The organism is Pseudomonas sp. CFBP2511, assembly GCF_030209255.1.
In the GTDB taxonomy this organism is placed as follows: domain Bacteria; phylum Pseudomonadota; class Gammaproteobacteria; order Pseudomonadales; family Pseudomonadaceae; genus Aquipseudomonas; species Aquipseudomonas avellanae.
On the sequence record NZ_JARVSI010000024.1, the window covers coordinates 1 to 26,536 of the forward strand.

General features: G+C 60.2%; 22 protein-coding genes and 1 pseudogene. 8 read left to right on the forward strand and 15 right to left on the reverse strand.

Annotated features, from left to right (window positions below; translation table 11 throughout):
• The 9 genes and pseudogenes from QRN38_RS19800 to QRN38_RS19840 all read right to left on the reverse strand — a co-directional run.
• Positions 1-779: transporter substrate-binding protein (locus tag QRN38_RS19800; RefSeq protein WP_285362454.1), on the reverse strand; the 779-nt coding region annotated here is incomplete at its 3' end.
• A gap of 254 nt (positions 780-1,033) precedes the next feature.
• Complete coding sequence (locus QRN38_RS19805; protein ID WP_054090173.1) at positions 1,034-4,504, reverse strand: dermonecrotic toxin domain-containing protein; 3,471 nt, start codon at positions 4,502-4,504, stop codon at positions 1,034-1,036.
• Between the two features lie 251 nt (positions 4,505-4,755).
• Entirely contained in the window at positions 4,756-6,129 is a 1,374-nt protein-coding gene (locus QRN38_RS19810; RefSeq protein WP_044391811.1) for a PepSY-associated TM helix domain-containing protein, read from the reverse strand.
• 83 nt (positions 6,130-6,212) lie between these two features.
• A complete protein-coding gene (locus tag QRN38_RS19815; RefSeq protein ID WP_054090172.1) occupies positions 6,213-6,647 on the reverse strand; it encodes a DUF2946 domain-containing protein in 435 nt (144 codons plus the stop codon).
• A 13-nt stretch (positions 6,648-6,660) separates the two neighbouring features.
• On the reverse strand, positions 6,661-7,122 hold the full coding sequence (locus QRN38_RS19820; protein WP_024666470.1) for a copper chaperone PCu(A)C: 462 nt from the start codon (positions 7,120-7,122) through the stop codon (positions 6,661-6,663).
• A 52-nt stretch (positions 7,123-7,174) separates the two neighbouring features.
• A pseudogene (locus QRN38_RS19825) lies at positions 7,175-7,315 on the reverse strand (helix-turn-helix domain-containing transcriptional regulator); the annotation flags it as partial.
• A gap of 144 nt (positions 7,316-7,459) precedes the next feature.
• Positions 7,460-8,200, reverse strand: a complete 741-nt coding sequence (locus tag QRN38_RS19830) for a cobalt-precorrin-6A reductase (protein WP_005763127.1) — start codon at positions 8,198-8,200, stop codon at positions 7,460-7,462.
• A complete protein-coding gene (locus tag QRN38_RS19835) occupies positions 8,197-9,309 on the reverse strand; it encodes a cobalt-precorrin-5B (C(1))-methyltransferase (protein ID WP_285362455.1) in 1,113 nt (370 codons plus the stop codon). The genes QRN38_RS19830 and QRN38_RS19835 overlap by 4 nt, the downstream gene beginning before the upstream one ends.
• Positions 9,309-10,511 carry a bifunctional cobalt-precorrin-7 (C(5))-methyltransferase/cobalt-precorrin-6B (C(15))-methyltransferase gene (locus QRN38_RS19840; RefSeq protein WP_005763130.1) on the reverse strand — a complete coding sequence of 401 codons (1,203 nt, stop codon included), beginning with the start codon at positions 10,509-10,511 and terminating at the stop codon, positions 9,309-9,311. The genes QRN38_RS19835 and QRN38_RS19840 overlap by 1 nt, the downstream gene beginning before the upstream one ends.
• A gap of 130 nt (positions 10,512-10,641) precedes the next feature.
• Between QRN38_RS19840 and cobG the strand changes: the two genes are divergently transcribed.
• The 8 genes from cobG to QRN38_RS19880 all read left to right on the forward strand — a co-directional run bounded on the left by cobG (position 10,642) and on the right by QRN38_RS19880 (position 18,274).
• Positions 10,642-11,982, forward strand: coding sequence for a precorrin-3B synthase (cobG, locus tag QRN38_RS19845; RefSeq protein WP_174518899.1), 1,341 nt, complete (start codon positions 10,642-10,644; stop codon positions 11,980-11,982).
• Positions 11,979-12,605 (forward strand): precorrin-8X methylmutase, encoded by a 627-nt coding sequence (locus QRN38_RS19850; RefSeq protein WP_005763134.1) that lies wholly within the window; start codon positions 11,979-11,981, stop codon positions 12,603-12,605. The genes cobG and QRN38_RS19850 overlap by 4 nt, the downstream gene beginning before the upstream one ends.
• Positions 12,605-13,336 carry a precorrin-2 C(20)-methyltransferase gene (locus QRN38_RS19855; RefSeq protein WP_054090356.1) on the forward strand — a complete coding sequence of 244 codons (732 nt, stop codon included), beginning with the start codon at positions 12,605-12,607 and terminating at the stop codon, positions 13,334-13,336. The genes QRN38_RS19850 and QRN38_RS19855 overlap by 1 nt, the downstream gene beginning before the upstream one ends.
• Complete coding sequence (cobJ, locus tag QRN38_RS19860; protein ID WP_057417870.1) at positions 13,336-15,039, forward strand: precorrin-3B C(17)-methyltransferase; 1,704 nt, start codon at positions 13,336-13,338, stop codon at positions 15,037-15,039. Before QRN38_RS19855 ends, cobJ begins: the two co-directional genes overlap by 1 nt.
• 350 nt (positions 15,040-15,389) lie before the next feature.
• Positions 15,390-16,217: a hypothetical protein gene (locus QRN38_RS19865; RefSeq protein WP_044391804.1), complete on the forward strand. Its 828-nt coding sequence runs from the start codon at positions 15,390-15,392 to the stop codon at positions 16,215-16,217.
• A gap of 58 nt (positions 16,218-16,275) precedes the next feature.
• On the forward strand, positions 16,276-16,974 hold the full coding sequence (locus tag QRN38_RS19870; RefSeq protein WP_032710207.1) for a hypothetical protein: 699 nt from the start codon (positions 16,276-16,278) through the stop codon (positions 16,972-16,974).
• Positions 16,967-17,602: a hypothetical protein gene (locus QRN38_RS19875; protein ID WP_057417869.1), complete on the forward strand. Its 636-nt coding sequence runs from the start codon at positions 16,967-16,969 to the stop codon at positions 17,600-17,602. The genes QRN38_RS19870 and QRN38_RS19875 overlap by 8 nt, the downstream gene beginning before the upstream one ends.
• A gap of 36 nt (positions 17,603-17,638) precedes the next feature.
• Positions 17,639-18,274 (forward strand): hypothetical protein, encoded by a 636-nt coding sequence (locus tag QRN38_RS19880; RefSeq protein WP_005763148.1) that lies wholly within the window; start codon positions 17,639-17,641, stop codon positions 18,272-18,274.
• Between the two features lie 6 nt (positions 18,275-18,280).
• Here the strand turns inward: QRN38_RS19880 and tspR are convergent, their stop codons facing one another.
• From tspR to dusB, 6 genes are all read right to left on the reverse strand, one after another.
• Positions 18,281-18,877, reverse strand: a complete 597-nt coding sequence (gene tspR / locus QRN38_RS19885) for a type III secretion system genes modulator TspR (RefSeq protein WP_005763150.1) — start codon at positions 18,875-18,877, stop codon at positions 18,281-18,283.
• Between the two features lie 69 nt (positions 18,878-18,946).
• Positions 18,947-21,736: a hybrid sensor histidine kinase/response regulator RetS gene (gene retS, locus QRN38_RS19890; RefSeq protein ID WP_024667821.1), complete on the reverse strand. Its 2,790-nt coding sequence runs from the start codon at positions 21,734-21,736 to the stop codon at positions 18,947-18,949.
• A 93-nt stretch (positions 21,737-21,829) separates the two neighbouring features.
• Positions 21,830-23,119: a phosphoribosylamine--glycine ligase gene (purD, locus tag QRN38_RS19895; protein WP_057417868.1), complete on the reverse strand. Its 1,290-nt coding sequence runs from the start codon at positions 23,117-23,119 to the stop codon at positions 21,830-21,832.
• 198 nt (positions 23,120-23,317) lie between these two features.
• A complete protein-coding gene (gene purH / locus QRN38_RS19900; protein WP_005763158.1) occupies positions 23,318-24,922 on the reverse strand; it encodes a bifunctional phosphoribosylaminoimidazolecarboxamide formyltransferase/IMP cyclohydrolase in 1,605 nt (534 codons plus the stop codon).
• An 82-nt stretch (positions 24,923-25,004) separates the two neighbouring features.
• Positions 25,005-25,325, reverse strand: coding sequence for a DNA-binding transcriptional regulator Fis (gene fis / locus QRN38_RS19905; protein WP_002555375.1), 321 nt, complete (start codon positions 25,323-25,325; stop codon positions 25,005-25,007).
• Complete coding sequence (dusB, locus tag QRN38_RS19910; protein WP_005763161.1) at positions 25,322-26,335, reverse strand: tRNA dihydrouridine synthase DusB; 1,014 nt, start codon at positions 26,333-26,335, stop codon at positions 25,322-25,324. The genes fis and dusB overlap by 4 nt, the downstream gene beginning before the upstream one ends.
• Positions 26,336-26,536: the final 201 nt, after the last annotated feature.

Below are 26,536 nucleotides of genomic sequence, written 5' to 3' on the forward strand. Positions count from 1 at the left end.
GCTACAACCGGTACGTCGGTGGCTTTCAGGCCCTGGTTGGCCAGTTCCTTGTAGAGCGGCACGTTGGAGTCGCCGTTGACGGTGGAGATAACGGCCGTCTTGCCACCGGCTGAGAACTTCTTGATGTTGGCCACGATGGTTTGATAATCGGAGTGACCGAACGGGGTGTAGACCTCTTCGATGTCCTTGTCCGCCACACCTTTGGAATGCAGGAACGCACGCAGAATCTTGTTGGTGGTGCGCGGGTAGACGTAGTCGGTGCCCAGCAGGAAGAAACGCTTGGCCGAGCCGCCGTCTTCGCTCATCACGTACTCGACCGCAGGAATGGCCTGCTGGTTAGGCGCTGCACCGGTATAGAACACGTTGGGCGACATTTCTTCGCCTTCGTACTGCACCGGGTAGAACAGCAGGCCGTTGAGTTCTTCAAAGACTGGCAATACGGATTTGCGTGACACCGAGGTCCAGCAACCGAAGACCACCGCCACTTTGTCCTGAGTCAGCAACTGACGGCCTTTTTCTGCGAACAGCGGCCAGTTGGAGGCCGGGTCCACGACCACAGCTTCGAGCATTTTGCCGTTGACGCCGCCTTTGGCGTTGATTTCGTCGATGGTCATCAAGGCCATGTCTTTGAGCGAGGTCTCGGAGATGGCCATGGTCCCGGACAACGAATGCAGAATGCCGACCTTGATGGTCTCGGCAGCCTGAACGGTCCAGGTCAGCCCCATGGCGACGATCGATGCGGACAGGGTAAAGGCTTTGATCAGGCTGCGACGCTTCATTGACTGGCTCCCTTCATTGTTTTGATGGTTCTGCGGCGGTGCATTACGTTGCCCGCTACAAGCTTTAGCAAGGTCTGGGCCAAGGCCCGCAGGTCGCAAAATGGAACGAATGTGTCGTGGGGTGAGGAGGGTGTGCACCAAGGTGGACCCCGGCTTTGCTCGGCGTGCGCTCCGGGCTCTGCAATGGTGCAAAGCTGCTTTGCAGGAGCGCCGGCCAGGAATGGCCGGCTTCCAGGATCAGTCGCTTGCGGGTTTCAGACCCAGAGTTCCTGTTCTCCTGTATAGAGATCGTAGGTCTGATCGACCATTTGTTCGGGCGCATCGAACCAGGCAAACAGCTGTCCGTTTATCCGCTTGGTCGCACCCAGTTGCACGCACGTGCCTGGCGGGATTGCCACGTGATCGCCAAGAAAGCCGGTGAACATGTTCTTCTTGGGCACTCCCGGTGCAAAGATGAAGAACACCGGGTGGTTTGCGGCATTGGCGTTGCTGCTCACGAACCCGTCCTGGCTCCATCTGGAGGCATTGGCTCGCGACACCGATGCAGACTGCACGCCGTTGTCGGTGAACACCGAACCCACTTCGCGCTCAAGGCATGCCACCCCGTCGCTGGACACATAGGTGGCGCGAAAGGCAGTGCCTTCCCACGCATTGAGTTTATGGAACTGACGTAAAAATCTGCGCGTGGTGGCGTTGCGCACGCCGCTTCGCAGCAGCGGGTTGATGTCTGTTGAACCGCTTTCCACGTAGGCGACTATTTCGGAATAGTTTTCTGCGTTGGATGTCTGGGCCAGCGCCAGGTAGTCGGTCTCGAAACTCAAGCGTTCGGCGCTACTTGCTTCCTCCAGAGACGCCGGCCAGAGATTTGTCAGGCTGGTCAGCTGAGCCTGGGCATTGCGGATTGCGGACTGACTCATGCGCAGGATCTGTTTGCCCACGATTTTCCAGGTGCCGTTGGTGCTGCGCAAGGCAAACTCCTGCTCGTGCACCAGTTGCGTTGCATCCATCGGGTTTACCCGATAAAGGCGTGAGTGGCCGAACAGGTTGGCCCGCCGGCTTATTAAGCAGGTCTGGCCTTCTACCTCAATGGCGACGAAGCGTTTGGGGTCCATTGCAGCGATCAATTTCGAGTCTGGGAAACGCGGCGCTTTTGAATGCGACAGGAGGTAGCCGATCTGTGCCTGCCCATCACGACCGACTCTGCGTACCAGGTGCGGACGTCTCACCGTTTTTGCTGCGCTTCCTGCCGGTTTCAAGGCCAGCGCCAAATGGCCGACCAAGGTAATGGCAAGATAGCTGAGGGCGCTCAGAAACTCCTCGGCGGCACCTTCCAGGTCGTTTTCATCGATTTTCGAAAAAGCGCTCCAGGTTTTGTAAAGGCCAGCGCCCAGCGAGACAGGCATCATGATCGCGCCAGGCAGAAACAGAATCGCAATGCTCGCGATCAGATCGAAGCCCCGACCCGATTGCCCTGTACCGGTGGACAGGCTCATCTGCCGTTTGGCTTCGTTGATCAGATGGTTGATCTTGGTCTCGTGATTTTCCTCGTAAATGTCTTTGCTCTGGCTGACAAACACGACTGGGCGCAGCAGCCTTGACGGGATCGGTAGCAGCGTCAGTTGGGTGAATACTTCTGGCGGACGCCAATGCTTGGCTTCCTTTTCGTACTGCATGGCATGCAGCGTCTCAAGACGCCTGGAAACCGGTATTTGCTGAATCAGATACTGCTGGAAGGGTGCCTCTTCCAGAAAGCTGGTGGTCAGGTGATACATGCTGTTAAACCAGCGGAAAACCACACCGTCGGAAGCATCCAGCGTGCAAAGCACCAGCGGCCCCTTCTCGAATTTACCGGCTGGAGCAATCAGCATGACATTGGTCATCTTGAATTGGTTGACGCTGAAAAAACGGACTTCAATGCTTTCCCCTGCCATGGTTCGACGTCCTTGGGGGGCTGGCGAATCCAGCACAGCCTTGATCCACTCGCGACCGGCTGGTGCAAAAGCCTGTTGCTCGATCTCCAGCAGCGCCATCTTCATCTGAGCTTGCAACATGGCTTTTTCTGACCGCTTGAGCTGCTGTGCATACGCCGAGGTTTTCAGGTGCAGGTCAAGGTAATCACTGAGGTATCGGGGATCTTCCAGCGTGGCAATCAGCTCGGTTACGGCCTGCTTGTCCAAGTGCGCAAGGGGGATGCCTTCGGCGTCGACAGCGCGTAGAAGCACGGCATCCTTGGCCTTGGTGCGCAGGGCCTGGGTATGCACCAGTTGCCTGAGTGAAACGTTCTCGGTCTCGGTTTCTGGCAATACAGGCGCGCCGGGAATTTCGAGCACTTCGGTGCCCGTCCTGTAGGTCAGTGAAATATTGATCTGTTGCGCCGTTGCAGCGATGGATAGCCGGTTCAGCAGTTGAGCCAGTTGCTGGTCGATAAAGCGCGTCGGATAGGTGCGGCTGTCATTTTCCGCTTGGCCGAAGTGCTCCTTGCTGGCTTTGCGCATGTTCACCACCTGCTCGCCAAACCGCTGTGCCTCGCGATGCCATGCCTGACGCTGCGTCAGCGTCATGGTTTTCCACCAATCGGGCATCTGGTTTTGCACCAGATCGCTGTCGAACCCGTCGAGTCGCCAGTGGTTGTCGAAGTAAATCCTGGGTTTCAGCAAACTCGCTATCGATTGCTTGAAACAGACCGCGTCCATCTGCTGAGAGCGGGCCAGCTGTACAGCCTGAGCGAAGACCGACTGCTGCGCGACAACCTGCCGGGCAAGCAGCAGGCTGAGAAAATTGCCGTCCATCAGGGTGTATTGCCATTGCAAGATGGGGGTGGGTTCGGTGGGGCTTGCCTGCCCGGTGCTGACGCCGTCGCCCAAACGTCCTCTGTACTTGGGTTCAGTCACTCGCTGAACAAGGGCGTCATTCAACTGTTTCAATGAGGCAAATGCTTCCAGCCCGTCATGGGGCGTAAACAGCAGGACATCTTCCAGCTCTTCCAGGTCAAGCTGGACCGGCGCATCACGAAGACGCCGGGCAATGGCAAACGCACCGTAAAGCGACAGCGAGGGGCCGTCGCCGTCTTGTGCCGACAGGCTGTAAACACTGTGCGGCTGTAAGTCTGCGAGACCTGCGGTCGCATTTGTGGCACATGGCCCAAGGGCGGCCGAAAGCAGGCTGTAGTGCCCGGTCGTCATCTTTCCCAAGGCGATCAGCACCGCACATTCGGATGTCAGGCACTCGATCTGCTCAGCGACAAACCGGCTGCTCCGGGTTTCGCCATTCAGCGTCGCAGTGCTCCAGTAGTCTGCAAGTTTAGCGGTGTAGCGCTGCTCCAGTTGCTCGCTGACCTGGGTAAAGAACGCTACAGTCGCTGCCCGCCCCAACGGCTTAATGGCTGGCGGCTCGATGTCAGGCTGCTGTGTGTCAGGCGTTGGGGAACGAGCGTCGAGAGGCGGATGGAGAGCGACTACATCATTGTCGATCCATTGCAAATGGCCGGTGAAATATTCGATCAGGCCAGGGATCAGTGGAACCCTGTGTATGTTGCTACCGTGGTCGAATTCGACCTCGCTGTCACGGTAGGTCAGCCAGGTCGTCTCGACATCCAGCTCGGGTTTGAGCGGGTGCAGCAGGTCACGGGCCAGTTCTTGCGTCGTCTTGCTGAAATCGGGTGGATAGGTATCGCTGGCAAGCGAGGCGGGTAGAGGTGGGGCTGATGTGGTGAGCGGTAAGTTCATGGTGCCGATTCGTCTGCATGATGGATGATCCGCTCGAGGCAATGGCCAGGCGGTTCATTTCATATAGTCAGGGTTGGCGGCAAGGCGCTGTCGGGCGTGGCTTGTCGATGCTTGTGGCATCGTCGATGCGCAAAGTAGGACCGATCTTCGGGCTGCAGCCCTGGCAGGGCGAGAGGCGAGGCCTGAAACCGGGTATGAGGAGGAATTCATCACAACGCCACTCAATGGTTTCAGGCCCCGCAGGGAGCAATCTAAGCTGTTGCCGCCCGTTTGGCAAAGCGCGAAAGCACTATTCGATCAAGCACCCAGACAAACAGCATCGAAATGCCCACCAGAGGGAACAGTACTCCCAGCGCAATCATCACCACGGTCGCGGTTTTCCAGCGTGGCAGGTCGTGGCGCAACGGCGGCACACCCAGCCCGCTCTGAGGTCGGCGTTTCCACCAGATCACCAGCCCGCTGACCGAACTGAGCAACACCAGCAGGCACACCAGCAGGATCAGCAACTGGTTGACCCAGCCGAAAAACTTGCCTTCATGCAGCATCACGCCCAGCTCGGTGGCTTTGGACACTGCGCTGTAATCGACATAACGGACATCGGCCAGCACCTTGCCAGTGTACTGATCGATGTGCAGCGTTGCGTCATCGCGCGGGTCGTCGGCGAACACCGACACGGTAAACACGCCATCGGCGGTCTTGGGCTGAGTGATGCTGTAACCCGGCACGATTTCTCTGGCGCGTGCAATGTCTACGACCTTTTGCAGCGACACGGTCGGCGCAGCCGGTGCGCTGGACATGTGCATGTGGTCCATGTGCTCGGCGTGTTCACCGGCCGAAACCGGCATCGGTGTGTTCTCCATTGCCCACGGCACGGTTTGCACGCTGGCATTGTTCAGCTCGCCAGCCTGCTTGTCGGACTTGGGGACGTCAGTCCACATGGCTGCCGGGAAGGTATTCCACACCGCGGCGTATTGCTTGCCCCACATGCCGGTCCAGGTCATGCCGCTCAACAGCATGAACAGCAGCAATAATGCACCCCAGAAGCCGGTCACTGCGTGCAGATCGCGCCACAGCACGCGCCCTTTGGCGGTCAGGCGCGGCCAGAACACACCCGCCGCCGAGCGACCCCTGGGCCACCACAGATAAAGGCCTGAGACCACCAGTACGATGCCCCAGCCCGCCGCCAGCTCGATGAGCCGGTCGCCCAGTGTGCCGATCATCAGTTCGCCATGCAGTGCACGGGCAATGGCTTGCAGGTTTTGCTTCGCGTCCTGAGTGCCAAGCACTTCGCCGCGATAAGGATCAATGAAGACATTCACCTCCTGACCCTGCTCGCTGACCACAAACTGCGCGCTGCCGCTGGCACTCGTCGGTGGGAAATACTTGCCGATGGTGGCTTGTGGATAAGTATTCAGCACCCTCTGTTGCAGCTCGTCGGCACTGAGGCGATGCTCGGCCGGTGCCACGTTCAGCAGGTCGCTGTACATCAGGTTGTCCAGCTGCGGCTTGAACAGGTAGATGATCCCGGTCAGCGACAGGAGGATCATGAACGGCGCGACGAACAGCCCGGCGTAGAAATGCCATCGCCAGGCCAGGTTATAAAAAGAGACAACAGGTTTGGACACGTTCAACACTCCCCAGTAGGGATTACACAGCACAAATCGCGCGCAGCCCTGGGCCACGCGCGATCGTGAAATCTTTTTTGCGGTTATGCCGTGATGAACGTTGGCGGCGCCCGGCTTCGGGCGTTGGGGAAAATCGATTTGCGTGCATGGCCGTGCAGTGGCGCCAGCGCGAAGAAGTCACCGGGCCTTGGCGGGGGCGCCGCAACCAGCTCCACTACCTGGGGCAGCGCCGGGCAACTGAACAGCAGGGTGCAATAACCGCATTTGGCCCACAGCGCGTGATCGCTCATGCCGGTGTCGGCAGGCATGGCGTGCTCGCTGCCGTGGTGGGCGTGGCTGTCGGCAGACATGTCCATCGTGGCTGGGATGGACATGGACATGCCGGCGTGCTGATCCATCGGCATCGACTGGGAAACCAGTGGGCCGATAAAGATCATCAACATGGCGAACAGGCTCAGCCATGCGCCCCGGTAGTGACGGGGCGCGGGTGGTCTGTCGTTGCGGCGTGTGGCGCTCAATCTGAACGGTTACTCAGTGCTGGTGTTCCGGAGCCTGCTTTTGTACCACGACCTGCACCTCTACATCGCCTGCCTTTTCAAAATGCAGGGTCATCGGGAAGCGCTGGCCGACCCTCAGTTTCGAGCGATCCTTGAGGTCCAGCAGCATCACATGCCAGGCCATCGGCGCGAAACTCACTTTTGCCCCTGCCGGAATATCGACCGCCTCAACATGCTGCATCTTCATCAGCCCGTCGGCGTGTACATGCTCATGCAATTGCGCCTGCCCGGCGATGGGCGTGTCGACACCGATCAGCCGGTCGGCGCTGTCGCCTTTGTTCTCGATAATGAAATACGTCGCCACAGTGGGCGCATTGGGCGGCAACTCCATCGACCACGGATGGCCAATCAGCAGCGACCCTGCCTTGTACTCATGGGCCTGGGCGAAGCAGGCCGGCAGCAAAAATGCGGCCAGCAGGAGTGCTTTTTTGAGCATGGGGGTGATTCTCCGGTGGCGTTCAGGTGTTTTAGGCAAGAGGGACGGACAAGCGTGCTATTTCGTTCAGCGCTGCCCTTACGAGCAACCCGACTCCTGAATCCTCTTCAAGACACGCATCCAGATAATTGGCCATATCTTCAGGTGTCTTCAAATAGTCGACGGTATCGAACGGTGTCGTCTCCTTGTTCATGGTTGCTCCCTTTCACAGAGCTCTCTAAATCTCGTGCCAATGCTCCGCGTTGGCATGCATTTCGTGAGGCTCTGCTTCCCCCATCAAGATCGGACGCAGAGCGTCCGGAAATGCATTCCCACGCTGGAGCGTGCGGAACGAGAACTATCGTGGTTTTGGGCTGGTTTCAGCAAGCCCCAACACCCCAAGTACCTCATCCACGCTCCACAAAATCCTGTCCACGTCAGGCAACTGCGGGCGTTTCAGGATGAGGACGGGCAGGCCGCGTTCGCGGGCGACGTCCAGTTTGGGTTCGGTGGAGCTGCTGCCGCTGTTTTTGCTGATCAGCACGTCGATATTGCGTTGTTCAAACAGTTGGCGTTCGTCTTCCAGCACAAACGGACCGCGCGCGCCGATCACTTCGCAGCGGTCGTTGCCGGGGTAGCTGTCCAGTGCACGCAGTGTCCAGAACTGATGTTTCGGGATTTCATTGAGATGCTGCAAGGGCTCGCGACCCAGCGTGAACAGCGGGCGCTTGAAAGGGGCCAGTGCCGTGACCAGCGCTGACCAGTCGGCCACTTCGCGCCAGTCATCGTCGGGGCCGGGCTGCCATGCCGTGCGGCGCAAGGCCCAGCAGGGAATGCCAGCAATCCGGGCCGCCAGCGCGGCATTGCGGCTGATCTGCGCGGCATACGGATGGGTAGCATCAAGCAGCAGATCAACACCCTGGTCGCGAATGTACTGCGCCATGCCCTCTGCGCCGCCGTAGCCGCCGACTTTCAACTGACAGGCCAGATCGGTCGGCACCCGGCCAACGCCCGCCAGGCTGTAGATGTGCTCAGGCCCGAGCTTGCGTGCAATCGCCAGCGCTTCGGTAATGCCGCCCAACAGCAGAATTCGTTTCATGTGTGTTCCTTCGATAACGCAACGCCTGCCTGACCGACGACCCCGCCCTGACGGTCGATGGCGAACACCTCGACCTCAACAGTGGCAGGCACCACGCTGCGGGCAAACGCCAGTGCATGACGACACACTTCATCGCCCAGCGGCACGCCCGCCGCCGCGCACATCGCCAGCGCCCGCTGGCTGGTATTGGCGTGAAGAATCTGTTGCTGCAAGGCCGCGTCCGCGCCGACCTGCGCCGCCCAGAGCGCCAGTTGCGGCAGGTCGATGCTTGAATGGCGGCTGTGCAGGTCCATGTGCCCGGCGGCCAGTTTGCTGATCTTGCCGAAGCCGCCGCACAGGCTCAACTTATCCACAGGCACCTTGCGCAGGTGCTTGAGTACCGCGCCCACGAAGTCGCCCATCTCGATCAGGGCGATATCCGGAATGTTGTAGACGCGGCGCATGGTGTCTTCGCTGGCATTGCCGGTGCAGGCGGCGATATGCCGATAGCCATTGGTGGTGGCGACGTCGATGCCTTGATGGATAGAGGCGATGTAGGCCGCGCAGGAAAACGGCCGGACGATCCCGCTGGTGCCCAGAATCGACAATCCGCCGAGAATGCCGAGACGCGGGTTCATGGTCTTGAGCGCCAGCGCTTCGCCGCCCTCGACGCCAATCGTGACCTCGAAACCACCGCTGTAGCCGAGTTCTTCTGCCAGCCGCAGAAGGTGCTCGGTCATCATGCGTCGAGGCACCGGGTTGATGGCCGGCTCGCCCACCGCCAGCACCAGACCGGGGCGGGTTACGCTGCCCACACCTGCGCCCGCCACGAAACGCACGCCGGGGGCCGCTTCCTGCCTGACGCGGGCAAACACCAGTGCGCCGTGGGTGACGTCGGGGTCGTCACCGGCATCCTTGAGCGTTCCGGCTTCGGCGAAGTTATCCACACGCCGGCAGAATTCCAGGCGCATCTGCACCTGCTTGCCCTTGGGCAACACAATCTCCACCGCATCGCTTATCTGCCCACTGAGCAGCAATCGCGCTGCCGCCAGGCTGGTCGCGGTCGCGCAACTGCCGGTGGTCAGGCCGCTGCGCAGCGGGGCCGGTTGTTCGGCGGTCTCTTCGCGCATCAGGGTTTGACTACGTCCAGCAGAGTGATCGGCAGTGCTTGACGCCACGTGTCGAACTCGCCGAGAGGCTGGGCATGCGCGACGTGAATGCGCGTCAGTTCGCCGCCATGCCGCTCGCGCCAGGCCATCAGTGCGACCTCGCTTTGCAGGGTCACGGCGTTGGCCACCAGTCGTCCGCCGGAGCGCAGTTGCTCCCAGCAGGTTTCCAGCACGCCGATACGCGTGACGCCGCCGCCGATGAAAATCGCATCCGGGCGTTCCAGGCCGTTCAGCGCCTGAGGTGCACTGCCGCGCACCAGTTGCAGGCCGGGCACGCCCAGCGCATCGCGATTGAATTCAATCAGTTGCTGACGACCCTCGTCGGCCTCGATGGCCATGGCCCGACAGGTCGGATGAGCCCGCATCCATTCGATGCCGATCGAGCCGCAGCCCGCCCCCACATCCCAGAGCAATGCGCCTGGCACCGGGGCAAGGCGGGCGAGGGTGATGGCGCGCACATCGCGCTTGGTCAACTGGCCGTCATGCTCGAACGCACTGTCTGGCAAACCGGCCAGCGTGCTCAGGCGAATGGCGCTGGCATCGGCGCGACAATCGATAGCGACAAGATTGAGCGCAGCGATTTCAGGATTGCCCCATTCGCTGGCCAGCCCTTCGACACGCCGCTCCGCTTCACCGCCCAGATGCTCCAGCACGGTCATGCGGCTGGGGCCCAAGCCTCGCTCGCGCAGCAGACCGGCGATCACGGCTGGGCTACTGCCGTCATTACTCAGCACCAATAGGCGCACGCCGTGATGGAAATGCGCGTTCAGCGCGGCCACCGGCCGGGCAACCACCGACAACGTGACGACTTCCTGCAACGGCCAGCCAAGGCGTGCAGCTGCCAGTGAATAAGAGGAGGGCGCGGGCAGGATGCGCATTTCTTCGATGGCGACCACACGCGCCAGGCTGGCACCGACGCCGAACAGCATGGGGTCGCCGCTGGCCAGTACACAAATCTCGGCACCGCGCTGCTCCAGCACCGGGTTCAGCGAGAACGGGCTTGGCCATGCACGCCGTTCGGCGCCAATGCAGGGCGGCAGCAACGCCAGCTGGCGCGGGCTGCCGAACACCTGATCGGCGTGCAGCAGCGCGTGCCGGGCGTTCTTTCCCAGGCCCTTGTAACCGTCTTCTCCGATTCCCACGACTGTCAGCCACGGCGACATGTACACACCTCAATCCGAACTTCCGACAGAGCGCCTTTTCATGCCTGCGGACAAAGCAGGCATAATACCGCGCCCGACGGGGTACAAGTGCTCTAATCCGTTTTCCAGCCAGTTCATACCGGGTGATCCATTGAACGAGCAGCAGTCCGTTCGCACATCGTCTGTAACGCTACGCCCCTCGGCCTGTCCGGGGTTGCTGCGTATCGTCCCGGCGCTGGACGGTGGAATCTGCCGGATCAAACTGGCGGGTGGCGTCATCACCAGCGCGCAGGCGCTGGCGGTTGCACAGGCTGCGCAGACTTATGCACAGGGCGTGATCGAAGCCACCAACCGCGCCAATCTGCAGATTCGCGGCATTGGCGCTGATCATGATGGCCTGATTGAAACGCTGATGGCCGCAGGGCTCGGCCCGGCCAACCCTGCCAGTGACGATGTGCGCAACCTGATGCTCAGCCCGACCGCCGGGCTGGATCCGCACATGCTGTTCGATGCCTGGCCATTGGCTGCGCAGATTCTGCGAGCGCTGGAAAACCACCCGCGCTTTCAAGAGCTGTCGCCCAAGTTTGCCCTGTCGCTGGATGCCGGTGAAGCGCTGGTTATGCTGGAGCATCCACATGACGTCTGGTTATCGGCGCTGAAGACGGGCGACGAGGTGCTGCTGGCGTTCGGGCTGGCGGGTTGTCCGGCCAGTGATCGACCGCTGGCCGCTGTACCGCCGGCGGCTGGAGAGGCGTTGGTTGTCGCGTTGCTGGAGCTGTTCCTCGATCTGGCTCGCCCGGAGCACACCCGGATGCGGCACTTGCTGGCCGAGCTGTCCACAGACGCGCTGCTGCGCCAGCTGTCTACTCGGCTGAGCTGCCCGGTGCGGGTTGATGACGCGGTTACCGGCTGGCAGCGCCCGGCAGTTCAGGGCAATCGGCATATCGGTGTTTATCCACAGGCGCAGTCAGGCCTGGTGGCGGTCGGTGCCGTGGTGCCGCTGGGTCGTCTGACCGCGCCCATGCTCGCTGCGGTGGCGCAGCTGGCGACCGATCATGGCGACGGCACCTTGCGATTGACGCCCTGGCAAAGCCTGCTGCTGCCCAACGTGCCGGCCGAGCGTGCGGCAGCCGTGATGGCGGCGCTGCAGGCAGCAGGCCTGATCTGTTCGGCCGAACAGCCGCTGGCGCAGATCGTGGCGTGCACCGGGTCTGCCGGATGTGCAAAGGGGCTGGCCGACACCAAGGCCGATGCCCTGCAACTGGCCAGCGGCCTGGCTGTCAGTCAGGCCGTGCACTTGAGCGGTTGCACACGTTCGTGTGCCGCTGCTCACGTGGCGCCGGTGACGTTGCTGGCTGTTGCGCCCGGCCGCTACGACCTTTATTTTCGCGACGCAACCCACTCCGGTTTCGGTGTGCTGCGCGCGCGTGACCTTACTATTGAAGCAGTCGGTGCGCAGTTGAACGCCGACTCACGGAGCAGCATTGCATGATTGATTACATCCGCGATGGTCAGGAGATATATCGCAACTCCTTCTCGATCATTCGCGCCGAAGCGCGCCTGGACACGATCCCCGCCGACCTGGAAAAACTCGCTGTGCGCGTGATCCATGCCTGCGGGATGGTCGAAGTCATCGAAGACCTGCGCTTCTCGCCGGGTGCCGGTACCGCCGGGCGCAACGCCCTGGCCGCCGGTGCGCCGATCCTTTGCGACGCACGCATGGTTTCCGAAGGCATCACCCGTACCCGATTGCCTGCCAACAACCCGATCATCTGCACATTGCACGATGACGGTGTGCGCGAAATGGCGCTGGAACTGGGCAATACACGCTCCGCCGTGGCGCTGGAACTGTGGCGTCCGCACCTGGAAGGCAGTGTGGTGGTCATCGGCAACGCGCCGACCGCGCTGTTCTACCTGCTGGAAATGCTCGATGCCGGCGCGCCGAAACCCGCGCTGATTCTCGGCTTCCCGGTCGGTTTTGTCGGCGCTGCCGAGTCCAAGGCCATGCTCGCTGCCGACAGCCGCGGCGTGCCATTCGTGATCATGCAGGGCCGTCGTGGCGGTAGCGCCATGGCTGTGGCCGCTGTCAATGCACTGGCCACGGAGATCGAATGATGCAGGCGCGCGGTCGATTGATTGGCCTGGGCGTCGGTCCCGGCGACCCGGAACTGATTACCGTCAAAGCCTTGCGCCTGCTGCGTGAGTCGCCGGTGGTGGCGTACTTCGTGGCCAAGGGCAAAAAGGGCAACGCGTTCGGCATCATCGAAGCGCACCTGCAGGACGTTCAGACCTTGATGCCGCTGATCTACCCGGTCACCACCGAGGCATTGCCAGCGCCGTTGTCGTACGAGAAAGTCATCAGTGACTTCTACGACACGTCCAGCCTTCAAGTGGCTGCGCATCTGGATGCCGGGCGTGATGTGGCGGTGATCTGCGAAGGCGACCCGTTCTTCTACGGCTCTTACATGTACCTGCACGACCGCCTGGCCGAGCGCTACGAGGCTGAAGTGATTCCGGGTGTGTGCTCGATGCTCGGTGGCGCGTCGGTACTGGGCGCGCCGTTGGTGTATCGCAACCAGAGCCTGTCGGTGCTGTCCGGTGTGCTGTCCCATGACGATCTGAAACGCAAGCTGGCCGATGCCGATGCTGCGGTGATCATGAAACTGGGTCGCAACTTCCACAAGGTCCGCGAAGTGCTGACCGAGCTGGGCATGGCCGGGCGTGCGCTGTATGTCGAGCGCGCGACCATGAGCAACCAGAAAATAGTGCCGCTGGATCAGGTCGATCCAATGTCTTCGCCGTACTTTTCGCTGATTATCGTTCCTGGTGACAGGTGGCAAGGCTGATGACTCCCAACACTCCGGCCATCGTCATTCTCGGTAATGGCAGTCTCGCTACGGCAAAGCGCATTCAGCAGCTGTTTCCTGATGCGCTGATTCATGGCCTGGCCGAGCGCGTGCAGGGCGCTGACAATACGTACAGCGAGTTCGGTGCCACGCTGCGTCAGTTGTATCAGCAGAACACGCCGATCATTGCCCTGTGTGCCGCCGGCATCGTGATTCGCACCCTGGCCCCGCTGTTGCTGGAAAAGGGCGTCGAGCCTCCGGTGCTGGCTGTGGCTGAGGACGGCAGCGCCGTGGTGCCGCTGCTGGGCGGTCTGGGCGGGGTCAATGTCATGGCGCGCAGCATTGCCTGCGGGCTTGGCGTTGCACCGGCCATTACCACCAGCGGCGAATTGCGCTTCGGCACGTGTTTGCTCAACCCGCCCAGCGGCTATGCATTGGGCGATCTGGAGCTGGGCAAACGTTTTGTCTCCGACCTGCTCTCCGGTGAGCCGGTGCGCATCGAAGGCGAGGCCCCGTGGCTGGCTCGGGCGCAATTGCCCGAAGACCCGCAGGCCGAGCTGGCGATTCATGTTGGCTGCGCCCTACGTGAGCCTGCGGCCAATGAATTACTGATTTACCCGCGCAGTGTGCTGGTCGCCGTCAGCGAAATGACCGCTGAACTGGCTGCACATGTGCGTACGGCATTGCGCGACTCGAACATTGCCGAGCAATCCCTGGCCTGCCTGCTGGCCAGCGAAGAGCAGATGGCCAGCGCGCTGCTGCACCAGGCCGCCAGCGAGCTGGGGGTCCCGGTACGCTTCGACAAGGCCGGGTCGGCCAGTGAAATGGCCTCCAGCGCTGTGCCGCAACTGCTGCCGCCACTCAGCGTCGGCAGCGACATGGCGATTGCCGTGGCGACGCAACCGCTGAACGTGCAACAGATTGGCCGTGGTCGCGGTCGCCTCGCCGTCATCGGCCTTGGCCCCGGTGCAGCCGAGCTGATGGTGCCTGCGGTCAAAACCGAGCTGGCACGCGCCAATGACGTGCTCGGTTATGAAACCTACGTACGCATGGCCGGGCCGTTTCGTGCCGATCAGGTGCTGCACTGCACCGACAATCGTGAAGAAATGCAACGTGCCCGGCATGCCTTCGAACTGGCGGCTCAAGGCCGCTCGGTGGTCGTGGTGTCGTCCGGTGATCCGGGGGTTTTCGCCATGGCTTCAGCGGTGCTTGAAGCGTTGCATGAGTCGGATAATCCTCACTGGCATGCGGTCGAGCTGGAGATTCTGCCAGGTGTCTCGGCTTCCCTGGCAACTGCCGCTCAGGCGGGTGCGCCGCTGGGGCACGATTTCTGCGTGCTGTCGCTGTCCGACAACCTCAAGCCCTGGGACATCATCGAAAAGCGTCTGGACCTTGCCTGTCAGGCCGATCTGGCGCTGGCGTTCTACAACCCGATATCCCGCTCCCGACCTTGGCAACTGGGGCGTGCGCTGGAAATCGTTCGTCAGCATCGGCTTCCCGAAACGCCCGTGACATTGGGGCGTGACGTTGGGCGTCCGGGTCAGACATTGCGTGTGATCACGCTGGGCGAACTGACCCCGGATCAGGTGGACATGCGCACCATGGTGCTGATCGGTTCATCGCTGACCCGCACCTTCCCTCGTAACAGCGGTGGCAACTGGGTCTATACGCCGCGTTGGTATGGCGCGAAACCTACAGCCTGAGCCTGCTGGCTTGTCATACCGGTGGCGTCCGGTTGTGGGAAAACGCTGAATTCCTCACGTAAACGCGCGATATGCAAGCCGGACTTCCTGCCTGCGTATCGCGCGAATCAATCGCTTGTGAGCTATCCCCCCTTGTAGTCCATTTCGTTGTATGCCCGTGGAATGCTCTGTGGTGCCCGATCTGTCGGGGGATCACGTGCAGCTCGACCTGTTGCTTCTTCACAACAACCTGCAATCTGGCGATTTGACGCAGACATTTATCGACACAGGGCGGCGCTTCCAGGCAGTCCGTTTTATTTCGTTAGTCTTGCTCCTGTCCATCGGGACGCATGAATTAACGGACTAATGAAATGAAAAAGGAAACCCCTATGAGCACCACCGATAACCTTGATTACCTCGCTGCCTGTGAACTGGCTGACTGCTCCCCGCAATTGGCCGCCTTTGCAGCTGCTCGCAATACCCCATCGCGTCTGGTGGGCGGCGATGCGACGGATGCAGCCGGAAGTGATGAGGGCGCTACAGCCGCAGTCGTCGCAGGCGGCCTGATCGCCTTTGCCGAAGGCGTGTCGCGTCAGAGCAAGGACGACGTCATGAACTCCTTTCTGTTCGCCACCCTGGTGGCCAAAAAAGCGTTCGACGCCGAAACCCAGGGCGATCAGTGGTACGACAAATTCAATGAAGTGCTTTCCAAGCTCGGCTGGCTGTCCACTCACTGGAACTACTCGCGTTACAGCGCTACCCAGCAACGCTTTAGCATGGACGAGGTCGGTCTCGAGATTCTCGGTTCGGCCATCACCGCCGCTGCATTGCCTGGCCCTGCCTCGCTGTTGATGCTCAAGGTCGCCGCTGATGCCGTTGCCGCCCTGAGTGCCAAAAAAGAGCCGCTGCGCCTGTTCGAGAGCCAGACCAAAGCGCACCGTGGCGGCAGTTTTCGTATCGCCTCATGCATCGAGTCGGCAGATGGCACCGTCAATCTGGCCATGGGCGCAGTCACCTTTCAGACCGACAGCGAAGTCACCAATGTTCTGTTCTGGGAATGGCAGGACACCAACGTCAAAACCTGGAAGGGCGAGGACAGTCTGGTGCTGAACACCAGCCTGTATGCACGCCATCGCGAGCTGATTCAGCAACGTCTGGGCGATAACGCCAAGAGTGCGATCGACGCGTTCGAGATCTGAACGGATTATTTGCGGAGACGCGTGTCGTCTCCGCTTCCGGGATAAAAGGAATTTTCCCATGAAGCAGGAACTGAACGCTGGGGTGGTCAACGCGGGTTGTCTGCTGTTTTTTCCTGAGCGGACTCAGACGGCCTTGCGCAGCGATGTCATGGACTCAATGCTGTATGTGCAGTTGGCCGCATCGAAGAAACACCCGAAATTTGCCAGCCTCGATAAATGGAATGAAACCTGGCTGGCTGCGGCGATGAGCTTTGGCTGGATGCTGAAAGCCAGCGAGCATGTCAGTGAGCCGTTGAAGGCAGACGCTGCCGAGACAATATGGAGCAGTGTTCGTCGAGCGCTTGCCGTGTCAGTCACACCAGCAGAACTTGACCGTGCGGAGCGGTCATTGCGCCAGACTTGCGCTAAGCCTTCCGGAAATCCGGCGATTCGATTGCTGGTTGGCCAGGTGCTTGAGCAGGGGGCGGATCATGTCGGACGGGCGCAGACCGTCGTGGCTGTGCAAACAGGTTTCATCGACGAGCAGCATAACCTGACGCTGGTACAACTGCATTTTGTCACCCGTCAGCCGCTGAGCGATGGCTTTCTGTTCGATGTCCTTGAGCCTGCCAGTACGGTTGGCAACATTGGCCTGACCTTCTACTCCCTGCACCTGATGGATCTTGTTTATCTACAGTTCCGCGACAAGATCAGCTCGGCGCTGGCAACCAGGCGTGCCGGTCTTATCGAGACGTTACTGGAGGTTGCGGATGCCTGAGCACGATGAAAGCCTATTGTCAGGCAATAATCTGGTGTCCTTTGCTCAAAACGTCCGCCCGGCTTTGCGGCAGGACATTCTGGACTGCCTCCACCATGCCAGGCTTGTTGCCGATGATCTCCATTCCCCGCGTCAGGCCTGGCGTTCGTGGCTGGACGTCTACCAGCGAACAATTTCTGCCACAGGCGGGCAGCCTGACGCACGGGTTGAAGAGGCACTGCTAAAAATCCATCGTTTCCGGGATATCGGCACGCTGCGGCTTCCCGTTGTCAGTAACTCCGTTGAGCTTCGCCAGTTATACCAGCGCTCACTCGACAGTCTTCTGGCCAGTGGGCATGCGCAGACATTTTTCAGCAACTGGTTTGTTTCAGGTCGCTTTGAAAGCTTTCAGGTCATTCCCTGTGCAATGCAAAGCGAAGAGGAGGCAACGATCATGCTGTGCAGTATGCAGATGAAAACCCTGGCACTCAGGCCCGCGCTCTACTTCTGGCAAATACTGGGAGGGGAAATGCTGGTGCACACCGTCGGTACGGCGTTCCGCTTCAATCGCCAGCGCTTTGAACCGTTTCGCCAGATGGTTCAGGACACCCTGTCTGATCGCGCTACAGCCGAAATCATCGGTTTGTAACGAGTGATCAGGTGCCCATGGAAGGGAGCAAAAAAAATGAGTACAGACACAGATAACGCCGCTTATCTGGGCAATATCCCCAGTATCGTGGCGTTTCTTCCGGGGTTATCGAGCGAAGAGCGCACCGACCTTCAGGACGTGCTGCTGGATGCGCAATTGTTCGCCGGCAAACAGTTCGATTTCAAGACGCAGTGGAGCAGCTGGATGCATTACTACCGCAGTCGGCTCAAGGCGCGCGGCATAAAGCAAACAGGAGTGATCCTGGGGGACTCGCTGGTCGTGAGCAACGTTGACGATTTGCTACAGGCGACCTTCAAGGTAAGCAACCCTGAAGATCGCAAGCGTCTTGGTGGCATGGTGCAACGTGGCTTCAGTGCGATAGGTATGAGTCAGGCCGCGCAGGCTTATTTTCAAAACGGTTTCGATCAAGGCCGTCTGGGCAGTTTTCAGGTCGTACCCTGTGAAAAGTATGAGCCGAACCGGACACTTCTTTTGCTGTGCAGTCTGCACTTGAGTGTCGACGACCACGCCCCGGGTACGCGAAGGCTGCTGTTCCACTTCAAGGGCGGCAGTTACACCTTTGACAGGAATATCTACGCAGCCCATCGAGACAACGTGGCGCGTTATCTGGATGGCAAAGCCCACAGTATGGTGCGTTCGGCGTCTATCTGAGGCTGATCAGGGCAGCAGATAGCCCCTGATGCCGGTGAAGATGATTTGCGCAGCCAGCGCACAGACGAACAACCCCATCAAGCGGCTGACAATCTGCAGGCCCTGATCACCGAGAATACGTTCGATACGGTTGGCGAGATACAGCACCACCCCGACTGTCAGGCTGGCCAGGGCGATACTCAGGATGGCCGTGAGCTTGTCGTCCCAATGCGGCTGACTGACGCCCATGACCAGCAGCGCGCCGATGGTACCGGGGCCTACGGTCAGCGGGATGGTCAACGGAACAATGGTGACGTCCTGCTGGACGTTATCGGTCTGGACCGCAGACTTGCCCTGGGCCATGCCCAGTGCCGAAATGAACAGCACGCTGCCGGCACCAATCCGGAACGCATCCACGGTGATCCCGAAAATATCGAAAATGAATCGGCCGAACAGATAAAGCAGCACACTGGACACCAGCGTCGCCAACGCCACCTTCCAGGCCAGGCGCCGCTGTTCCTTGCGCGAGTGACCACGCGTGAGGCTGATGAAGCAGGAAAGAACGAAAAACGGGCTGTAAAGCACCAGCATTTTCAGATAGACGCTGAACAACACGTGAAGCATGGCTTCGACTCACAGCAGCAGGTGGATGGCATCGGCAGTCTATCAGGCCACAGGCCTCTCCCGTCGCCGTCAGTTTTGCCGATAGTGCTCGCCATCCGACGTCAGCCCACGGGCCTTGTCACGGTGCGCCACCCAGTGCTCGACCAGTTCGCGCAACTGGGACAGTTCGATGGGCTTGGCCATGTGGCCGTCCATGCCGGCCTGGCGCGCGCGGTCCTTGTGCTCGGTGAGAATATGCGCGGTCAGGGCCACGACCGGTGTGCGTACCCGCTGGTTGCCGACTTCCCAGGCACGCAGTTGTTCGGTGGCCGAGAAACCGTCGAGTATCGGCATTTCGCAGTCCATCAGCACCAGATCATAACGCTGCGCTTTCATGGCGCGCAGCGCTTCTTCACCATTGCTGGCGGTGTCCGGGTTCAGATTGAGCTTGCCGAGCATGCCGCGAATCACTTTGGTCGAAATACTGTTGTCTTCGGCCACCAGAATGCGGAAGTCGCCGGGCACGCTGACCGGCGGGGGCATGGCCGGGCCGGGTTTGGCTAAAACAACGCCTTTGTTCAGTTGGGTCAGCTCATCTGCCAGCGTGGTCTTGAGCGTATAGCCCGCCACCGGTTTGGCCAGAATACGTTTGATGCCGCAATTGCGAGCAATGATCTTGGTGGGCGCATTGCTGATGCCGGTGAGCATGATCAGCAGAATGTCGTGATTGAGGCTGGGGTCTTCCTTGATCTTGGCGGCCAGTTGCATGCCGGTCATGCCGGGCATGTTCTGGTCGAGCAGGACTACATCGAAGTAGTCGCGCAAGTGCGCCTTGGTCCTGAGCAGCGCCAGCGCTTCCTTGCCCGATGCCACGGCGCTGACATTCAAGCCCCAGGCGCTGCATTGCTGGACGAGCACTTTACGGCAGGTGTCGTTGTCATCGACCACCAGCACGCGGGCATCCTTCAGCGGGCTGTCCAGGTCGATGGTCGGCTGTTCAAGCAGCTTTGCGTCCAGCGGCAGGTTCAGCCACAGCGTATTACCCGGCGTGCCACTGTTCTGGATACCGAATTCGCCGTCCATCAATATGATCAACTGGCGGGCGATGACCAGCCCCAGATGGCCGCCAAGTCTGCTGCTGGCCAGAAAGTTTCTGCTGTGCAGTTCGGCGTGAAGCAGCTCGTCGCGCTCTTCGTCGGAGAGCGATTCGCCGCTGTCCTGAACCGAAATGCGCAAGCGCGGCTGTCCGCTCTTGGAAGACTCAAGCGCAACGCCGAGCAGGATTTCGCCTTCGTCGGTCTTTTTCAGGGCATTTTCCAGCAGGCTCAGCAGCGTCTGGCGCAGGCGAGTCGGGTCGCCGCTGATCACGCGTGGCACCTGGGGCTGGATCTGGCTGATCAGTTCGACCTGTTGCTGCTCGGCCTTGGCGCGGAAGATATTCAGACAGTCTTCGACCAGCGCACTGATATCGAACTGTACGTCGTCCAGTTCGATCTGCCCTGATTCGAGCTTGGTGATGTCCAGAATCTCGTTGATCAGCGTCAGCAGTTCGTTGCCGGCACTGTGAATGGTCTGCACATAGTCGCGCTGCTTGACCGACAACGGCGTGCCGAGCAGCAGTTCGGTCATGCCCAGTACGCCGTTCATGGGGGTGCGGATCTCGTGGCTGATCTTGGCCAGAAATTCGGCTTTGGCGTTGATTTCAGCGGTACTGGCTGCCTGATCCCGGCTGACGCTGAAACGGTCTTCGGTAATGCTGCGATAACGTTCGCTGAGTGCCAGGCTCATCAGCAGGCCGCTGATACAGAAGACGCAGAGCAGCGCGAGTATCAACCATTGCGGCGGCACCAGACTCAGCCACAGCAGACCCGGCAACACCACCATATAGCCGATGTTGAAGGTGATCATGCCCAGAACGAACAGGCGTGCCGAACGATAGCCCTTTTGCCAGTGCCACATCGACACAGCAAGGATACTCAGCGTGGTCAGGGACACCAGAACGAAGGTCAGCGCGTTGATCGGCAGCGTAGCGTCGAACACCACCAGCAGTGCGCCAATGCCCATGAGCACGGCGTTGCCCAGTAGCAGGCGATCCAGTGTGCGGGCGTTGCGGTGCACGAAGAAACAATAGGTGTAGATCAGGCCCGCGACGGCGGCCAGCAGCAACGCAACGTGCGCGCTGGGTGTCTGGGCGATGTGCCACGGGTCTATAGGGCGAAGCAGGTTGAGCAGCAGCAGGGCGCTGAGCCCTAGCATTGATTCGCAGGCCGCCAGCCACAGGTTGCTGCGCGAACGCGTGTGCGCGTAGCGGGTCAGGTTCTGCACGATCAGCATTGCCAGCGCACCAAAAAGCAGGCCGAACAGAAACGGTTCGGTCTCGTCGGCAGCGCTCTGTATGGCGGGCTCGAGGGTAATGCTGGGGCGCATTTTCTGAGAGGAAACAAGCCTCAGGTAGATATCCAGAGAGGCCGCGCTTTGCGGGATCGGCAGCAGGAAATCATTGGAGGGCAGGCGCTGATCTTCTGTAGGCACGGCGTTGCCGGTGCGCAGATGATCGATCTGTTGATCGCCATCCATGACGTACATGTCGGCGCTGGCAAGGTCTGGGGCAAAGATACGCACCAGTTGCTCATGCTGGTTGGGATGTAACCTGTAATGCAGCCATACCGCGCTGTCGCGCTCCGCAGCGGCGACGCGTTCAAGTTCGATAGGGCTGAATTGATTCTGATACCGCGCCGAACGGATTTCATCCAGCGACAGGCGTGCCTTTTCGTCGAGCAGCGTCGACCAGCCAGCCCCGTGCTCGGCCTGAGCCGAAAGCATGAACAGCAGGGTCAGCAGTCCGACCGTTGAGGCTATGGCAATCCTGAGCCAGCGCACTATGAAATCCCTTCGTGAATGAATGCCTGGTAAACCGCGAATACCGGGTCAACCGGCCAGCCGCACAACAACAGCTGGCCCGGTCGTTTATTCCTAGTCTTCGCCACGCTCACGGGCAATGGCGCGATAGCCGATGTCCGTGCGGTAGAAACAACCTTGCCAATCAACCTTGGCAGCCAGTGCGTAAGCGTTTTTCTGCGCGCTGCCGACACTGTCGCCCAAGGCTGTGGCACACAGTACACGACCGCCACTGGTCACGACACGGTCATCCTGCAAGGTGGTGCCAGCATGAAAGATCTTGCCTTCCAGTTGCGCAGCCGCATCAAGACCCTCGATGATCGCGCCTTTGGCGTAATCACCCGGATAGCCACCGGCCGCCAGAACGATACCCAGGCTCGGACGCGGGTCCCATTGTGCTTCGACCTTGTCCAGCGCCTGCGCCAGGGCCGCTTCGATCAACAGCACCAGGCTCGATTGCAGGCGCAGCATGATCGGTTGGGTTTCCGGGTCGCCAAAGCGGCAGTTGAACTCGATGACTTTCGGGTTGCCGGCTTTGTCGATCATCAAACCCGCGTAGAGAAAGCCAGTATAGACGTTGCCTTCATCGGCCATGCCGCGCACGGTCGGCCAGATGACCAGGTCCATGACACGCTGATGAACGTCGTCGGTGACTACCGGTGCCGGGGAGTAGGCACCCATGCCGCCGGTGTTCGGCCCGCTGTCGCCGTCGCCGACGCGTTTGTGATCCTGGCTGGTGGCCATTGGCAATACATTTTTGCCATCGACCATGACGATGAAGCTGGCTTCTTCGCCATCCAGAAACTCTTCGATCACCACGCGCGAACCGGCTTCGCCAAAGGCATTGCCCGCCAGCATGTCCCGCACTGCGTCTTCGGCTTCGGTCAGGGTCATGGCGACGATCACGCCTTTGCCTGCAGCCAGGCCATCGGCCTTGATGACGATCGGCGCGCCTTTTTCACGCAGATAAGCCAGTGCTGGCTCGATCTCGGTGAAGTTCTGATAGTCGGCAGTCGGGATCTTGTGGCGCGCCAGAAAATCCTTGGTGAAGGCCTTGGAGCCCTCAAGCTGCGCGGCACCTGCGGTGGGGCCGAAGCAATCCAGGCCACGGCTGCGGAACAGGTCCACGACGCCTGCAACCAACGGCACTTCAGGGCCGACGATAGTCAGCGAAACGTTGTTTTCGGCAAAATCCGCCAGTTGCTCCAGCGCCAGAACGTCGATGGCCACGTTCTCGCACTTGGCCTCGATTGCCGTGCCTGCGTTGCCCGGTGCGACAAACACCTTCTGCACACGTGGGTCCTGAGCGACTTTCCATGCCAGTGCGTGTTCACGACCGCCACTGCCAATGATCAAAACATTCATTTCAAAAACCTCGATGACGCTGATTCTGGAGTACGCGGTGTGTCTGAAAAGATCAATACCGCAATACGAGGTCGTAATGGCGTAGGTGTATGCAAGGCGGATGGGGCTTCGCTGAGCGGAGTTGCCTTCTGGCAATGAGCATCAGCGGAGCCCCATCCAACGCAGCAGACGCCTGCGACAATGCGGCCGTTTTTCTGATTAGTGCCTGAAGTGGCGCATGCCAGTGAACACCATCGCAATGCCCGCTTCATCTGCCGCAGCAATTACTTCGTTGTCGCGCATCGAGCCGCCTGGCTGGATGACGGCGCTGATGCCGACCTTTGCCGCATTGTCGATGCCATCACGGAACGGGAAGAATGCGTCGGAGGCCATGACCGCGCCCTGCACCTGCAAGCCTGCATGCTCGGCCTTGATGGCGGCGATGCGTGCCGAGTTCACACGGCTCATCTGGCCTGCGCCGACGCCGATGGTCTGGCGGTTGCGGGCATAGACGATGGCATTGGACTTGACGTACTTGGCGACTTTCCAGGCGAAGATCAGGTCATGCATTTCGTGTTCGGTGGGTGCGCGTTGGGTCACGACCTTGAGGTCGGCTTCGGTGATCATGCCGATGTCGCGGCTCTGCACCAGCAGACCGCCGTTGACGCGTTTGTAGTCCCAGGCCGGCAGGCGCTCGCTCCACTGGCCGCTGGTCAGCAGGCGCACGTTGGCTTTGCTGGCAATGATGCTGCGGGCTTCGGCGCTGACGCTTGGGGCGATGATCACTTCGACGAACTGACGCTCGACGATGGCCTTGGCCGTTGCAGCGTCCAGTTCGCGGTTGAAGGCGATGATGCCGCCAAACGCCGACTCGGAGTCAGTGGCGTAGGCCAGTTCGTAAGCCTGACGAATGCCGCCTTCGTCGTCCGGGCAGACCGCAACGCCGCACGGGTTGGCGTGCTTGACGATCACGCAGGCCGGCTTGACGAAGCTCTTGACACATTCCAGCGCGGCATCGGTGTCAGCCACATTGTTGAACGACAGCTCCTTGCCTTGCAGTTGGGTAGCGGTGGCGATACCGACTTCGGCAGGTTTGGCTTCAACGTAGAACGCCGCGCTCTGATGCGGGTTCTCGCCGTAGCGCATTTCCTGTGCCTTGACGAACTGGGTGTTGAAGGTGCGCGGGAACTGGCTGCGGCCTTCGGTGCTCAGGGTGTCGGCCGTCTGGTCAACGCCGCCCAGGTAGTTGGCGATCATGCCGTCGTAGGCGGCGGTGTGCTCGAACGCCTTGAGCATCAGGTCGAAGCGCTGTGCGTAGGTCAGGCCGCCGGCCTTGAGGCTTTCCAGTACCTGGCCGTAATCGCTGGCGTTGACCACGATCGCGACATCTTTATGGTTCTTTGCAGCGGAACGGACCATGGTCGGGCCGCCGATATCGATGTTTTCGATGGCGGTCGGCAAGTCGCAGCCCGGCTTGGAAACAGTGGCTTCAAATGGGTACAGATTGACGGCGACCAGATCGATTGGCTTGATGCCGTGTTCGTTCATGATGGCGTCGTCGATGCCACGACGGCCCAGAATGCCACCGTGGATCTTGGGGTGCAGGGTCTTGACCCGGCCGTCCATCATTTCTGCGAAGCCGGTGTAATCGGCCACTTCGACTGCCGCAACGCCGTTGTCCTGAAGCAGCTTGAACGTACCGCCAGTGGAAAGGATCTCGACGCCCAGCGCTTCCAGCTCGCGGGCAAATTCAAGGATTCCGGTCTTGTCGGATACGCTGATCAGGGCGCGGCGGATCGGCAGGCGGGTAGTCTGGTCGGTCATCTCGATTTCCATCAAAAGCAAAAGAGGTCTGCAAAAAAAAGCGACCGCGGTGCAAAAGGTCGCCTTTTCTGTTTTGAATGCTTTAAAGCAGATCGTACTGTTTGAGTTTCTTGCGCAGTGTGCCGCGATTGAGCCCCAGCAGTTCGGAAGCTTTCGTCTGGTTGCCCTTGACGTAGTTCATCACGCTTTCCAGAAGCGGAGCCTCGACTTCCGACAACACCAGGTTGTAGACGTCAGTGACGGATGCGCCTTCGAGGTGGGCGAAATAATTGTGCAGCGCCTTCTCGACACTTCCGCGCAGGGTCTGACCCTCTTCGCTCGGCGTGTTGAGGTGCTGTTTCAAATTGACGTTGTCGCTCACGGGTGTTGTTCCACTCACTAAAGTCTCGGTCATCATCGTCATGCGGCCACCTCTTTATCATTCTGGTTATCCGGGCCCTTGCAGCCTTGGCTGAAGAACTCCCGAACGTTGGCGCACTGTGCTTCCGTATCTTCCAAACGATTGAAGAGGGCGCGAAACTCCCTGGCGCCCGGCAGGGTTGCGAGATACCAACCAACGTGTTTGCGTGCAATACGCACGCCCATCACGTCGCCATAGAAAACGTGGAGCGCTGCCAGATGCTCAAGCAGAATGCGTTCCACTTCACTCGACTGCAGGGCCGGGAGTGTTTTTCCGGTAAGCAGGTAGTGTTCTATCTCGCGAAAAATCCAGGGACGCCCCTGGGCGGCCCTGCCAATCAGTAATCCGTCTGCGCCGGTGGCCTGTAGCACGTGCCGGGCTTTTTCGGGTGAATCGATGTCGCCATTGGCAAAGACCGGAATCGACACTGCCTGTTTGATCATGGCAATGGTGTCGTACTCGGCCTCGCCGGTGTAAAGGTCGGCACGGGTTCGCCCGTGCACCGCCAGCGCCTGAATGCCCGCCTGCTCGGCGATTTTCGCCACGGTCAGGCCGTTACGGTTGTCGCGGTCCCAGCCGGTGCGGATCTTCAGCGTGACCGGCACATCGACCGCAGCCACAACGGCCTGCAGAATGTCGTTGACCAGTTGCTCGTCTTTCAACAGCGCCGAACCTGCTGCCTTGTTACAGACCTTCTTGGCCGGGCAGCCCATGTTGATGTCGATGATCTGGGCACCCAGTTCGACATTGGCACGTGCTGCGTCTGCCATCATCTGCGCGTCACCACCAGCGATCTGTACCGAGCGGGGCTCGGGATCACCTGCGTGGATCATGCGCAGACGCGATTTGCGGCTGTTCCACAGGCTCATGTCACTGGTGACCATTTCCGACACCACCAGGCCAGCACCGAGTTGTCGGCACAGCTGACGGAAAGGCTGGTCGGTGACGCCCGCCATCGGGGCGAGGATCAAGCCGTTGTGCACTGTATACGGGCCGATGCGTACTGCCGACATAGCCTTACCTGTAGTGGAGGCCAAATCATCCGCAGGCCATGTAAAAACTGTTTCACCCGGTCTGCAACGGCCCGTCCTGCCAGCCGCGAGGGCCACTGCCAGAGCGAACCGAGAGTTCGAAAAAGGGTTGGCATGATACCCGCTCTCGATGACTGGATAAAGGCTGAATTGGATAAAATCTGAACAGTTCCTCACGGCTCG

Coding starts and splice junctions, on each gene's coding strand:
- QRN38_RS19850 (WP_005763134.1), top strand. CDS start 11,979: ATGATTGATTACATCCGCGATGGTCAGGAGATATATCGCAACTCCTTC.
- QRN38_RS19805 (WP_054090173.1), bottom strand. CDS start 4,504: ATGAACTTACCGCTCACCACATCAGCCCCACCTCTACCCGCCTCGCTT.
- QRN38_RS19870 (WP_032710207.1), top strand. CDS start 16,276: ATGAAGCAGGAACTGAACGCTGGGGTGGTCAACGCGGGTTGTCTGCTG.
- QRN38_RS19820 (WP_024666470.1), bottom strand. CDS start 7,122: ATGCTCAAAAAAGCACTCCTGCTGGCCGCATTTTTGCTGCCGGCCTGC.
- QRN38_RS19835 (WP_285362455.1), bottom strand. CDS start 9,309: ATGCGCGAAGAGACCGCCGAACAACCGGCCCCGCTGCGCAGCGGCCTG.
- purH (WP_005763158.1), bottom strand. CDS start 24,922: ATGACCGACCAGACTACCCGCCTGCCGATCCGCCGCGCCCTGATCAGC.
- dusB (WP_005763161.1), bottom strand. CDS start 26,335: ATGTCGGCAGTACGCATCGGCCCGTATACAGTGCACAACGGCTTGATC.
- QRN38_RS19855 (WP_054090356.1), top strand. CDS start 12,605: ATGCAGGCGCGCGGTCGATTGATTGGCCTGGGCGTCGGTCCCGGCGAC.
- QRN38_RS19830 (WP_005763127.1), bottom strand. CDS start 8,200: ATGAAACGAATTCTGCTGTTGGGCGGCATTACCGAAGCGCTGGCGATT.
- QRN38_RS19875 (WP_057417869.1), top strand. CDS start 16,967: ATGCCTGAGCACGATGAAAGCCTATTGTCAGGCAATAATCTGGTGTCC.
- QRN38_RS19840 (WP_005763130.1), bottom strand. CDS start 10,511: ATGTCGCCGTGGCTGACAGTCGTGGGAATCGGAGAAGACGGTTACAAG.
- tspR (WP_005763150.1), bottom strand. CDS start 18,877: ATGCTTCACGTGTTGTTCAGCGTCTATCTGAAAATGCTGGTGCTTTAC.
- QRN38_RS19880 (WP_005763148.1), top strand. CDS start 17,639: ATGAGTACAGACACAGATAACGCCGCTTATCTGGGCAATATCCCCAGT.
- fis (WP_002555375.1), bottom strand. CDS start 25,325: ATGACGATGATGACCGAGACTTTAGTGAGTGGAACAACACCCGTGAGC.
- cobJ (WP_057417870.1), top strand. CDS start 13,336: ATGACTCCCAACACTCCGGCCATCGTCATTCTCGGTAATGGCAGTCTC.
- purD (WP_057417868.1), bottom strand. CDS start 23,119: ATGAATGTTTTGATCATTGGCAGTGGCGGTCGTGAACACGCACTGGCA.
- QRN38_RS19865 (WP_044391804.1), top strand. CDS start 15,390: ATGAAAAAGGAAACCCCTATGAGCACCACCGATAACCTTGATTACCTC.